Below are 12,815 nucleotides of genomic sequence, written 5' to 3' on the forward strand. Positions count from 1 at the left end.
GATCTCACCCATTTTTTCCCTGTGCCACACTTTACACCAAAATAAAAAAGCCGTCATTTGCATGACGGCTTTTAAAAATTTTAAATCACAGGAGATTAACCCACGCGATAGTTGGGTGCTTCTTTGGTAATGGTCACATCATGCACATGTGATTCCGACATACCGGCAGAAGTGATTTTCACAAACTTGGCATTTTGACGCAGGTCTTCAATCATCGCAGAACCGGTATAACCCATCGAAGAACGTAGGCCGCCCATCATCTGATGCACGATATTACCCATTGGACCTTTGTACGGTACGCGACCTTCAATGCCTTCAGGAACCAGTTTCTCGGCACCGGCTTTAGAGTCCTGGAAGTAACGGTCAGCCGAACCGGTTGCACCCGCCATGGCACCCAACGAACCCATACCCCGGTAGGCTTTGTAGTAACGGCCCTGGAAGAATTCAACCTCACCCGGTGCTTCTTCAGTACCGGCCATCAATGAACCAACCATAATGGTACTTGCACCCGCACCAATCGCTTTGGCCATATCGCCAGAGAAACGGATACCACCATCAGCGATCAACGGAATCTGATCTTTCAGCGCATTGGCTACAGAATCGATTGCAGAAATTTGCGGCATACCAATACCGGCCACAATACGTGTGGTACAGATTGAACCCGGACCAATCCCGACTTTAACCGCATCCGCACCTGCATCAAGTAAGGCCAATGCAGCATCACCAGTTGCGATGTTACCGCCAATCACCTGAACTTGTGGATAGTTGGCTTTCACCCAACGTACCCGCTCGATCACACCCGCAGAATGACCATGTGCTGTATCGACAACAATCGCATCGACTCCAGCTTCAACCAGTGCTTCAACACGGCTTGGGGTTTCTGCACCGGTACCGACTGCAGCACCGACACGTAGACGACCTAAATCATCTTTACAGCTGTTTGGATAAAGTTCAGCTTTACGGAAATCTGTCACCGTAATCAAGCCTTTCAGCTCTTGCTGATCATTCACCACCAATACTTTTTCAATACGGTGCTGCTGTAATAAGGCTTGGATATTTTCTTTCGATTCGCCTTCGCGAACTGTTACCAGACGATCCTGACCAGTCATGATGTTGCTGACTGGCTGCTCAAGATTGGTTTCAAAGCGTGTATCGCGACCGGTGACAATACCGACCACTTTGCCATCTTTCACCACTGGTACACCACTGATATTGTTGGCTTGAGTCAAAGCAATCAATTCACGTACTGTGGTTTCAGGAGTAACTGTAATCGGGTCTTTGACCATACCCGCTTCGAATTTTTTCACACGGCGCACTTCTGCAGCCTGAACAGCGATATCCATGTTCTTGTGCAAAATACCGATACCACCGTTTTGCGCCATTGCAATTGCCATACGGGACTCAGTCACCGTATCCATCGCTGCAGACACAAGAGGAATATTCAGGTTAATGCCACGGGTCAGGCGTGTCTTTAGAGAGACATCTTTTGGGAGAACAGTAGAATAGGCAGGGAGTAATAGGACATCATCGAAGGTTAACGCGTCTTGAACGATGGTCAACATAACAGTCTCACTGGTAATTTCCGTGCACTATTATAAACAAATATCGACTTAAATTTCATTGCAATTGCAAAATTATTTTTGCATTAAAATAGTTTTGAGGGCTGGATTTTTCCAGTGAATCAATTTGAGAACTACGACATCAGAAAAGAACTGACCACAGTAGTCTGATGCTTGAACTCAATCCCGATACTTTGAAAAGCTAAAAAGCAGAGCCTAAACTCTGCTTTGGGTCGATTTAGCTGACGTATTCAAAACTGTCATCATTGTCAGCTTCATCATTTTCAATCTGAATAAAAGGCAACATATTATGTGCCAAACGGGCTTTATTGCATTGATCATCGGCGATCTGTACTTCTTTGCAGGATGAACTGCGCAGCTCGTACATACCGCAACTGACCTGCTGGCCAATGGTGCCATCCAGTGCAATACAGCGTGGATTTTTTTGATTGGTTCCAGCCATACATGAATAAACTGCTGTTACAGGTTCCGTATAATGCTCAGGCATATGAATCCCTTCTGCCCAGTAAAACGAAACCCTGAAATAGGCGCAGCACGCCCCGCAGCTTAAACATGCATCTGGTGTTGGAACTTGAGATAACATTTCTTATAAGTTCTCATGATCAAAAAAAAGTTTTTTGGAGAAGAAATATAAAAAATGTTGTTTTTCTACACAAGAAAAATTTTATTTTTCTGTGAACTATTCAGGACAGGTAAAAACAGTTTCGTCCATCAGGTCGGTGCCACATTGCAGCGTTTCAATCCAGTCCAGAAACTGGGTGATCTGCTCTTTACCCATAAAAGGCGTGCCATGCTGCGGCACAATCATCTCGATATCCATGCCCCGCACCATGTTCACCCAAAGACGAATCACCTTGTTATTGCACATATAACGCTGATGAAAGCTTTTCATTTTTGGGATATGCGCCGCAAAATTTTCCAATGGTTTGGCAGCATCATCGACCATCGATGCGCCCATATCTCCCGAAAACAGGATCTTGGCAATCGGATCATAAAACTGGAAATTGCCGACTGAATGCAGAAAATGCGCTGGTACCGCCACAATATTGGCATTACCCAGAGGAATGATCTGACCATGATCCGGGAGCTCGACCAGCCGATCTAGCCAGTTGCCTTTCATCCGGTCACTCATAAAAGCCGAGTTTAAATGTGGCAAGAAACGCGCCCAGAGCTTGGAAGCCACCACTTTGGCATCGGTATATACCAGCCAGCGTGGCATCGAAGTAATGATGTCAGGATCCTGATGCGAAGCCATGACATAATCCAGATTGGTCAACCGGGTGTATTTATTCAGTTCCATGGTTAGCGGAACATAGGTGAGATCACCACCCGGATCGAGTACCGCCGCCCGCTCGTTATCAATGATTAAAAACTGGTTTGCCTGAACGCCTTCACCTTTGACCAGACTGGTAAAACTGATGCATTTATGTGTCCCGTTATCAAACAGGACCTGCGATGTGGTGCGTTCAAAAACCATGTATATATTCCCCGATTTAAATTTAAAAGTGCTGTTTTATACCCATATAACATATAAGTATTTAGTTGAACTTACAATCAATAAAACTGGCCATATCACACTACTTATCAAAGTTTTAAGCTTATTTTAGGCATAAAAAATCCTGAGTTTTTAGCTCAGGATTCATGCAATTATTACTGCATTTTTAAAATAAATAATATTGAAGCAGAGTGGCGACACCAATCACCAGGAAAATGGCCGCGCCAATTTTATGAATCAGGCTGATCGGCAGCCTGTTCGCCAGTTTATCTCCTAGAAATACCGCAGGTGCATTGGCCAGCATCATCCCCAAAGTGGTACCGAGCATCACCCAGAATATACTATCGAAACGTGCTGCCAGCGCGACTGTGGCAATCTGGGTTTTATCGCCAATTTCTGCCAGAAAGAACAAAATGAAGGTTGCAGCAAATACCCCGAATTTTTGCCATTTATTGATACTGGCATTTTCATCTCCGAGTTCATCCGGAATCAGCATCCAGGCCGCCATCGCAATAAAACCAATCGACACAATCCACAGCAACACTTCCGGCCCAATCACCGTGGTGATCCATTGCCCCAATACCGCAGAAAGGCCATGGTTAATCAGCGTCGCCAATAAAATAGCAACTAAAATAGGAATGGGTTTGCGAAAACGTGCGGCAAGCAGCAAAGCCAGCAGTTGGGTTTTATCACCCATTTCAGCCAGTGCCACGATTGCGGTCGACAGTAAGAATTCATACATGAGGTCTTTCTCTGGCTAGCATCCAATACCAATGACTCACCGCTCCTGCTAGCCAAAATCTGCAGAGTGGTAAATCAAAGGTCTTGCCAACAAAAGAAAGCTTCGAGAAGCTCATTTGGTTCTTTGCTATGATGACCATGTCCGGTTCAGGACAAATATGTTGACCATCACCCTTCTGCTTTGCGCAAAAGGCGGCTACTCCCCAATGAAGTGCGCCAAGTATAGAATCAAATCCATTATTTTTCAATGTGGCAAAAATAAACCCCGCCGAAGCAAGGTTTATGATTGAAATGATCTGATCAGATTAGATCAATAAAGTACGAATATCTTTAAGCAGCTGGGTCAGCTTGTTGGTGAAACGCGCAGCATCTGCACCATTAATCACACGGTGATCGTATGACAAAGACAACGGTAGCATCAAGCGTGGATCAAAACCTTCACCATTCCAGACCGGTTGCATGGTGGCAGGTGAAATTCCCAGAATTGCCACTTGCGGCCAGTTGACCAACGGTGTAAATGCCGTACCACCAATTGAACCCAGGCTAGTAATAGTGAAGTTCGCGCCTTGCAGATCTTTTGGCGACAATTTCTTGTCACGCGCTTTTTGACCCAAGCTTCCCAGCTCAGTGGCAATCTGTTTAATCGACTTCTGATCGGGATGACGCAATACCGGAACCGTTAAACCATCTGGCGTTGCCACCGCAATCCCCATATGGATCTCGTTACGTAGCAGGACTGACTTGCCATCATCGGCCAAGTGACCAGCAAACTCGCGTTCTTCTTTTAACAAGTGCGCAACTGCTTTGATGATGAAGGCCATAATGGTCAGGCTCAGGCCTTCTTTCTTGAAGTTGCCTTTCAGCTCATTACGCCACGCTTCCAGTTCAGTAATATCGGCTGCATCAAACTGGGTCACTTGCGGAATGAAATTATTCAGCGACAACTGCGGAATAGACACTTGTTGCAAACGCGTCAAGGCTTTTTCTTCCACACCACCAAAAGCACTAAAATCTGGCAATTTTGGTAGACCTGTGGCTTGAGCAGCAGCGGCTACAGGAGCCGCCTGTGGCGTAGTCAGGCGCGCTTTGACATAAGCCTTCAGATCTTCTTTCATCACCCGGGCATTGGAACCTGAAGCCTGAACTTCTGACAATACTACGCCCAGTTCACGTGCCAGTTTACGTACAGCAGGGCCAGCATAGACTTTCGAGTTGGCGACATTCTGCTCTTTGGTCAGCTTGTCGGCATTGTCAGAGGTCGCCACCGCTGGAGTAGAAGATGCCGCAGGTGCTGCTTTGGTGGTCTCTACTGGTGCAACAGCTGCTTTCGGTGCTTCCGCTTTAGCCGCAACAGGTGCAGCCTCTGCTTGCGCTTCAGCTTGAATTGTCATCAGTGCAATGCCTTCAGAGACATTTTGTCCCAGCTCAACATGAATCGCCTTGATCACCCCAGCAGTTGTGCTTGGCACTTCAACCGTGGCTTTGTCTGATTCCACCACAATGATGCTCTGGTCTTTTTCAACCGTATCACCGACAGAAACCAGAATTTCAGCCACAGCTGCTTTGTCTACCCCGAGGTCAGGCACCATCACTTCAACCTCACCCGCAGGTGCTGCTGCGGCTTGAGCCACTGACTCCGCTTTAGCATCTTGAACTGGCGCAGCTTCAGCTTTTGGCGCTTCTGCTGCAACAGTCGGGGTCGATCCTGAAGTTTTCACTTTTAGAATCACCACACCTTCTTTAACCGTGTCGCCTTCTTTAATGTCGATGGATTCCACCGTGCCTGTAACCGTACTTGGCACTTCAACAGTCGCCTTGTCCGATTCCACCACCATAATGCTTTGATCCACCTCGATTTCATCACCGACAGAGACCAGAATTTCACCGACAGTGGCTTTCTCTACACCAATATCAGGGACTTGAACATCGACCACTTGTGAACTTGCTTGAGCCTCAGGCGCAGCAGAAACTTTTGGCTGATGTGATGCCAGTTCTTGCATGATTTCCTGATCAGGCAAAGACGTCGGTGTATTTTCTGAGGTTTTTTGTGAGGCATCTGCTTGCTGTGGCTCGACCACATCCGTACTGCCATCTTCAGCTTGCAGTTCAATCAGTACCGCGCCTTCAGTCACTTCATCACCCTGACTGACCAGAATGCTTTTCACCACCCCTGCTGAAGTGCTGGGCACTTCAACAGAGGCTTTATCGGATTCAAGCAACACGATGCTGTCATCAATCGCAATCGTATCACCGACTTTGACCAGAATTTCGGCCACGGTTGCCTGATCTACACCAATATCGGGAGTCGTAATTTGCATGCTTAGTTCTCCTCTTTGTAGTCAGCAACAGCATGTACAGATGGGGTGTCTTGCGGTGCCCAAGCCACCGGACGATCGGTATCCAGCTCAAACGTCGAGATCGCGTCTTTCACCAGGCGCGGATCAACTTCACCTTCATCTGCCAGTTTTTTCAGAGTTGCCACCACAATATGGGCAGCATCGACACCGAAGTAGCTACGTAAATTACCACGTGTATCTGAACGGCCATAACCATCGGTACCGAGTGCCACAAATGGGCGGCCATCTGGAAGATAGGCACGAATCTGTTCGCTATAGGCACGCATATGATCAGTTGCAGACACCACAATACCTTCGGTACCGCGTAGCTGTTTCGATATCCATGCTTCTTTCACATCCTCAGCCAGTGGATGCAGGCGGTTGTATTCTTCACATGCCATACCATCACGTGCCAGTTCATTGAAGCTGGTGACACTGTAGACATTTGAGTGAATTTGATATTCCTCACGCAGAATCTTCGCCGCCTTGATCACTTCACGCAGGATCACACCCGAGCCCAGTAACTGAACCGTGGCTTTTTCATCTTCTTCCAGTAAGTACATACCACGCTTGATGCCTTCTTCAACACCTTTTGGCATTTCCGGATGCTCGTAGTTTTCGTTCATCACGGTCAGGTAATAGAACACACGTTCCTGATTGACATACATACGTTGTAAACCGTCATGCACGATCACTGCCAGTTCATAACCAAAACATGGGTCATAAGAGACACAGTTTGGAATGGTATTGGCCAGAATATGGGAATGACCGTCCTGATGCTGCAAGCCTTCGCCGTTTAGTGTAGTACGACCTGCAGTTGCACCGAGCAAGAAACCTTGTGCCTGTGCATCACCGGCTGCCCATGCAATATCACCGATACGCTGGAAACCGAACATCGAGTAGTACATGTACATCGGGATCATTGGCAGGTTATTGGTTGAATAACTGGTGCCTAACGCGGCCCAGGCACTCATGGCGCCGGCTTCGTTAATTCCTTCTTGCAACATGTGTCCGTCTTTGGCTTCACGATAATGCATCAACTGTTCTTGGTCTTCAGGCGTATATTTCTGACCATGCGCAGCATAGATACCGAGCTGGCGGAACATGCCCTCCAAACCAAAAGTACGTGCTTCATCTGGCACAATCGGAACAACACGGTCTTTAATTGCTTTCTCTTTAAGAAGCGCAGAGATTAAACGTACCATCACCATCGTGGTCGACTGTTCTTTACCATTTGAACCCGCCAAGACCGAATCAAATACCGAAAGTTCAGGAATCGCCAGTTGCTCGCTTTCCTTCCGACGTGCAGGCAGATAACCACCCAATGCTTCACGACGTGCTTTCATGTATTTCAGCTCAGGCGAATTTTCGCTTGGACGATAGAATGGTACTTCTTCCAATTGCTCATCGGTAAATGGCAGGTTGAAGCGGTCACGCACGTATTTCAAAGAGTTGATTTGCATCTTCTTGATTTGGTGTGTTTTATTGACTGCTTCAATTTCTTCTGACAAACCATAACCTTTGACGGTTTTCGCCAGAATCACGGTCGGTTGACCTTTGGCAGTACAAGCTTCAGCATAGGCAGCAAAAACTTTGTACGGATCGTGGCCACCGCGGTTCAGATTATCAATATCTTCATCGCTTAAATCCTTGACCAGCTCTTTGGCTTCTGGATATTTACCAAAGAACTTTTCACGTGCATAGGCCCCACCTTTGACCTGGTAACGCTGGAAGTCGCCGTCAACCGCTTCTTCCATCACGGCTTTGAGTGCACCAGATTTATCTTTATCCAGTAATGGGTCCCAATGACGGCCCCACACCACTTTAATCACACGCCAGCCTGCGCCGCGGAATAGTGACTCAAGTTCCTGAATGATCTTGCCATTACCACGTACCGGACCATCCAGACGTTGCAAGTTACAGTTCACCACCCAGATCAGGTTGTCGAGTTTTTCACGACCTGCCAGCGAGATTGCACCGAGGCTTTCTGGCTCGTCCATCTCGCCATCGCCCAAATAAGCCCAGACCTTACGATCTTCTTCTTTGATCAGGCCACGGTTCATCAGGTACTTTTGAATATGCGCCTGATAAATCGACATGATTGGGCCCAAACCCATCGATACCGTTGGGAACTGCCAATAATCCGGCATCAAATAAGGATGCGGATAAGATGGCAAACCTTTGCCGCCTACTTCACGACGGAAATTATTCAGATGCTCTTCAGTCAAACGGCCTTCTAAAAATGAACGCGCGTAAATACCCGGTGCACAGTGACCTTGATAATAGATCATGTCGCCGCCAAAGCTGTCGCTGTTGGCACGGAAGAAGTGGTTAAAACCGACATCATATAAAGTTGCGGAAGAGGCAAAGCTGGCCAAGTGACCACCGAGGTCATCACCGGTTTTATTTGCGCGCAATACCATTGCCAAGGCATTCCAGCGAACCAGCGCACGAATCCGGCGTTCCATATCCTGGTCGCCCGGCATTGCCGGTTGTTCTTCAACGGAAATCGTATTTAAGTAGGGAGTATTTAAACGCTGAATAGGAACATGCTTTGCAATTGCGCGTTGATAAAGTTTTTCTAATAAAAATGCTGCACGCTCGGTACCCATGTGTTGCAAAACAGAGTCAAATGCATCTTGCCATTCTTGGGTTTCTTGCGCGTCTGTATCGCCATAAAACGCCATAATCTACAGTTCCTAAAAGCCTAATTTAATGTCTTATATGTACCATATTTGAGACCTCAGCAGGTATGGCTCTGGCTGAATGCGATTTGGCAGTACTATTTAGGAACTAAATGATTGGTGACGTTTAATTACACAACATAACAAAAAATAGTCAATATAGGAGATTTATTATACATTCATTATAATAGTTGGTGATAATATCAGACTTAAAAGCGATTATCTGAAGAACCCTTCAATGTGGGTTGAAGAGCCTTAGCTTAATCGCTTTGAAATGCTTATTGGAGAGATGCTTATGTATAAAGAGCCTAATAGAAATTCAGGTCTATACTTAAGGTAACATGGCCAAATAAGTAGATGGGTTTTTACGTTGACCGTCTTTTACAACTTCATAATGCAAGTGTGGACCGGTACAGCGGCCAGTACAGCCAACGTTGGCAATATGATCACCTGCCTGTACCTGTTCTCCCACACGTGCAATAAGACGTGAAGCATGAGCATAACGTGTTAAATAGCCATTGCCATGATTGATTTCAACATATTGACCATAACCCGTACCCCAACCTGATTTGGTTACAATACCTGGGCCTGTGGCATAAATTGGTGTACCACTTGGCGCTGCAAGATCAAGACCTGAGTGATTTTCAGCACGGCCACCCATGGTACGACCACCGTAATTTGAACTTACGCGAGAATTGGGTAAGGGATGAGCGATCAGCCAGGAATAAGCACTATTTGCAGCAGCTCGATTAGATGAGGTATTTGCATACTTCTGTGCCAGCGTGCGATTGTTAAGCTCAACTGGCTTTTCACGTAGCTGGACATTCAATTTGGTTTGCGCTGGAATATCGATATCATCTGGATGAGTATATGCACCCTGTGCCAGAGTACGCGTCAATTGCTCGATACGATCTGTTGAACCATTTTCTTGATTTAGATTGACTAAATCTGCAAACGCTACCGAAGCAGCTGAAACTGATAAAGAAAATGCCAACAAAATACGTCGCATATGCATAAAAAACCTCTCTAAACTGCTTTAATCGAGTTCCTTGAAGATCTCTATCCTTGATATCCACTAAAAGAAGCGCATAAGATTAAGACATAAACATGTAGGAATTATGTATGTCGGAACCTGTCAACGTTTTTCAACAAACCAGAAAACAGATAAAAACAGGAAACTTTTCGTTTCTCTCATCACAAGTTGCTGCCTGGCAGAAACTTACGAAACTCGTACAACCGCTATTGCCCCAACCGGAACGCTGGCAAGTTGTGTGCTATCAAAATGGTGTGTTAACGATTACCGGTGAAAACCAGGCCATGATCAGTCAATTGGCCTATCTTCAAAAGCAATACATTTCACAACTCTCTCAAATAAATGAATTAACAGATCTTACAAAACTTCAAGTTTGCTTGCGGAATCCTTCACAAACGCAACCTGTTGCAGCAACACCTGAAAGAGCCTTAAATGCAGAAACACAGGAATTACTTCGTGGTGCAGCTGACTTTATAAGCGACCCTAAGCTTAGCCAAGCTTTGCTACGTTTGGCAAGCAATAAAAAGTAACATAGCAATCAAATGTAATAAATTAGAAAAGCAGTATTATGCGACACATGTCACACTATTGACGCAATAACTAAAACATAAAGACACAAACACAATGACTTATGTCACATTCACATACATGATTGGACAATTGGCCTCGTCATCAAATGTTACAATTTCATAGCAGCTTGGATCACTTTTCACATTGCGCAACAGCTGATTATTCAAAGCATGTCCAGATTTATAACCATCAAATTTGGCAATGATCTGATGTCCAAGCAGATACAAATCCCCGACTGCATCCAAAATTTTATGGCGTACAAATTCATCAGAGAACCTTAGACCCTCTTCATTCACCACTCCGGTTTCATCCACACCAATGGCATTCTCCAAACTGGCTCCCAGTGCCAGATTATTGGCTTTGAGATAATCCAGATCTTTCATAAAACCAAAGGTACGTGCTTCACTAACCTCATAAACAAAAGTTTCAGTCGAGAAATCGATACTGGCGGACTGATGTTCTTTTTTAAAAGCAGGATGATCAAAATCAATGGTGAAATTCAGCTGGAAGCCATGGTGCGGACTAAAAATGGCACGCTTATCATCAATCAGTGCTTCAACCGGTTTAATAATCTTGACGAATTTTTTCGCAGCATCCAGTTCTTGCAGACCACCTTGCATGAGCAAATAGATAAACGGGCCTGCACTGCCATCCATAATCGGCACTTCCGAGGCAGAGACTTCGATAATCAGGTTATCAATTCCTAAACCGGCAATCGCACTCATGACATGTTCAATCGTACCGACTTTGGCATTTTCCTGAACCAGATTCGAGCACATGAAAGCTTCCTGAATCAGCATCGCATCGGCAGGAATGTCGACCGGCGGATTCAGGTCAATACGACGAAACACAATTCCCCCATCGGCATGGTGCGGCACAAAGTTAATCATGACTTTTTGCCCACTGTGAAGACCGATTCCGCTCGCTTTCACGATACGTTTCAGGGTACGTTGTTTCAACATGCTTCTTTCATCTGTTCATCAATAAAACCGCTATACGTTAGCATATTTGGCCATTGATAAAAAACAAAAAGGTGGCTTAAAAGCCACCTTTCCTGTGTAATCATGGTAAACACATGATGTTACATGTTATTTACGCTGTTGATTCTTAAGATAATCCTGAATACTCATTGGTGTTGGACGCGGGCTTGAAACTGATGCTGAAACATTCGCTGGCGTAGCGGTTTCATGCTGTTGGCGCTGAATCGCTGGTACATCATCATCTTCTACCACAGCCTGTGAAGCTGCTGCTGGGCGCGTTGCCTGTACATTGGTACGTTTGGTCGGTTCAACCGAATCCGCTGCATGACGGGTTAAACCCGTTGCAATCACGGTCACACTGATTTCATCACGTGCATCCGGATCAAATACCGTACCGTAGAACACCTGACCTTCATCCAAATCGACAATCTGGTTAACAACATCGGTGATTTCTTCAATTTCACCAAAAGTGACATCATCGCCACCCGTTACGTTAATCAGAATACCTTTGGCATTCATGATGGTTACGTTATCGAGTAATGGGCTACGAATAGCCTGTTCAGCAGCCTGACGGGCACGGTTTTCACCACGGCCTAAACCAACACCCATCATGGCATAACCACGAGTACTCATCGCTGTTTTCAAATCGGCGAAGTCAAGGTTGATATGACCCGGACGTACCACCAGATCAAAAATACTGCGTACCGCATTCAGTAGCACATCATCCGCTTTTTTATAGGCATCTTTCATTGAAATATCACGGAAGACTTTCAATAAACGCTGATTTGGAATGATGATCAATGAGTCGACATGCTGCTCAAGCGCTTCAATGCCTTTTTCCGCAGATTGTAAACGGCGCTTGCCCTCAAAGTTGAATGGCGTCGTCACCACACCAACCGTCAGGATACCCATTTCTTTGGCAATTTCAGCAACCACTGGCGCAGCACCCGTTCCGGTACCACCGCCCATACCCGCAGTGACAAAGACCATATCGGTCCCTTCAAGCTGCTGGCGGATCAGTTCACGGCTTTCTTCTGCTGCAGTCTGACCCACTTGCGGATTGGCACCTGCACCCAGACCACGGGTACTTTGCTCACCCAGCTGAATTTTAAATTCGGCTTCCATGCGATCGAGTGCCTGCTTGTCCGTATTGGCACAAACAAACTTTACGCCCTGGATATCGGACTGCAACATGTGTTGTACAGCATTACCACCCGCACCGCCTACACCAAACACAGTGAAACGGGCTTGACCATTGCTATCGCTATGATCGTCTTCGAAAAATTCAAATGAGGCCATGACCTATAAAATTCCTAATTCATAATTGGCAGTCACTAAGCCCGTACACTGCCTTAATCTTAATAAAATTGTTTTTAAGAATGCTGCTCATGCGTTA

10 protein-coding genes and 1 riboswitch are annotated in these 12,815 nt (G+C 45.9%); of the genes, 1 reads left to right on the top strand and 9 read right to left on the bottom strand.

The window, feature by feature from the left end:
* Positions 1–95 precede the first annotated feature (95 nt).
* The 7 genes from guaB to FTU45_RS06360 form a co-directional block, all read right to left on the bottom strand.
* Complete coding sequence (gene guaB, locus FTU45_RS06330) at positions 96–1,562, bottom strand: IMP dehydrogenase (RefSeq protein WP_180000222.1); 1,467 nt, start codon at positions 1,560–1,562, stop codon at positions 96–98.
* Between the two features lie 235 nt (positions 1,563–1,797).
* On the bottom strand, positions 1,798–2,163 hold the full coding sequence (locus FTU45_RS06335; protein WP_074383866.1) for a YkgJ family cysteine cluster protein: 366 nt from the start codon (positions 2,161–2,163) through the stop codon (positions 1,798–1,800).
* 96 nt (positions 2,164–2,259) lie between these two features.
* Positions 2,260–3,057: an MBL fold metallo-hydrolase gene (locus tag FTU45_RS06340; protein WP_074383865.1), complete on the bottom strand. Its 798-nt coding sequence runs from the start codon at positions 3,055–3,057 to the stop codon at positions 2,260–2,262.
* A gap of 184 nt (positions 3,058–3,241) precedes the next feature.
* Positions 3,242–3,817, bottom strand: coding sequence for a TMEM165/GDT1 family protein (locus FTU45_RS06345; protein ID WP_159516485.1), 576 nt, complete (start codon positions 3,815–3,817; stop codon positions 3,242–3,244).
* 73 nt (positions 3,818–3,890) lie between these two features.
* Positions 3,891–4,033: riboswitch (yybP-ykoY riboswitch) on the bottom strand.
* A gap of 88 nt (positions 4,034–4,121) precedes the next feature.
* Complete coding sequence (locus FTU45_RS06350; RefSeq protein WP_180076148.1) at positions 4,122–6,134, bottom strand: 2-oxo acid dehydrogenase subunit E2; 2,013 nt, start codon at positions 6,132–6,134, stop codon at positions 4,122–4,124.
* A gap of 2 nt (positions 6,135–6,136) precedes the next feature.
* Entirely contained in the window at positions 6,137–8,839 is a 2,703-nt protein-coding gene (aceE, locus tag FTU45_RS06355; protein WP_074383863.1) for a pyruvate dehydrogenase (acetyl-transferring), homodimeric type, read from the bottom strand.
* Between the two features lie 328 nt (positions 8,840–9,167).
* Complete coding sequence (locus FTU45_RS06360; protein WP_005173245.1) at positions 9,168–9,851, bottom strand: M23 family metallopeptidase; 684 nt, start codon at positions 9,849–9,851, stop codon at positions 9,168–9,170.
* A 107-nt stretch (positions 9,852–9,958) separates the two neighbouring features.
* On the opposite strand from FTU45_RS06360, the gene FTU45_RS06365 reads away from it, so the two are divergent.
* Entirely contained in the window at positions 9,959–10,399 is a 441-nt protein-coding gene (locus tag FTU45_RS06365; protein ID WP_005095034.1) for a DciA family protein, read from the top strand.
* A 99-nt stretch (positions 10,400–10,498) separates the two neighbouring features.
* Here FTU45_RS06365 and lpxC read toward each other — a convergent pair whose 3' ends face one another.
* Together lpxC and ftsZ are read right to left on the bottom strand one after the other, a co-directional pair.
* Positions 10,499–11,401, bottom strand: coding sequence for a UDP-3-O-acyl-N-acetylglucosamine deacetylase (gene lpxC, locus FTU45_RS06370; protein ID WP_005095032.1), 903 nt, complete (start codon positions 11,399–11,401; stop codon positions 10,499–10,501).
* Between the two features lie 126 nt (positions 11,402–11,527).
* Positions 11,528–12,718, bottom strand: coding sequence for a cell division protein FtsZ (gene ftsZ / locus FTU45_RS06375; RefSeq protein ID WP_074383861.1), 1,191 nt, complete (start codon positions 12,716–12,718; stop codon positions 11,528–11,530).
* Positions 12,719–12,815: the final 97 nt, after the last annotated feature.

The sequence above is a fragment of the Acinetobacter sp. YH12106 genome (assembly GCF_013418995.1).
GTDB classification, from domain to species: domain Bacteria; phylum Pseudomonadota; class Gammaproteobacteria; order Pseudomonadales; family Moraxellaceae; genus Acinetobacter; species Acinetobacter pseudolwoffii.

What these genes read in the sequence shown, in the direction of transcription:
- guaB (WP_180000222.1), bottom strand. Translation starts at nt 1,562, where the DNA reads ATGTTGACCATCGTTCAAGACGCGTTAACCTTCGATGATGTCCTATTA.
- FTU45_RS06335 (WP_074383866.1), bottom strand. Translation starts at nt 2,163, where the DNA reads ATGTTATCTCAAGTTCCAACACCAGATGCATGTTTAAGCTGCGGGGCG.
- FTU45_RS06340 (WP_074383865.1), bottom strand. Translation starts at nt 3,057, where the DNA reads ATGGTTTTTGAACGCACCACATCGCAGGTCCTGTTTGATAACGGGACA.
- FTU45_RS06345 (WP_159516485.1), bottom strand. Translation starts at nt 3,817, where the DNA reads ATGTATGAATTCTTACTGTCGACCGCAATCGTGGCACTGGCTGAAATG.
- FTU45_RS06350 (WP_180076148.1), bottom strand. Translation starts at nt 6,134, where the DNA reads ATGCAAATTACGACTCCCGATATTGGTGTAGATCAGGCAACCGTGGCC.
- aceE (WP_074383863.1), bottom strand. Translation starts at nt 8,839, where the DNA reads ATGGCGTTTTATGGCGATACAGACGCGCAAGAAACCCAAGAATGGCAA.
- FTU45_RS06360 (WP_005173245.1), bottom strand. Translation starts at nt 9,851, where the DNA reads ATGCATATGCGACGTATTTTGTTGGCATTTTCTTTATCAGTTTCAGCT.
- FTU45_RS06365 (WP_005095034.1), top strand. Translation starts at nt 9,959, where the DNA reads ATGTCGGAACCTGTCAACGTTTTTCAACAAACCAGAAAACAGATAAAA.
- lpxC (WP_005095032.1), bottom strand. Translation starts at nt 11,401, where the DNA reads ATGTTGAAACAACGTACCCTGAAACGTATCGTGAAAGCGAGCGGAATC.
- ftsZ (WP_074383861.1), bottom strand. Translation starts at nt 12,718, where the DNA reads ATGGCCTCATTTGAATTTTTCGAAGACGATCATAGCGATAGCAATGGT.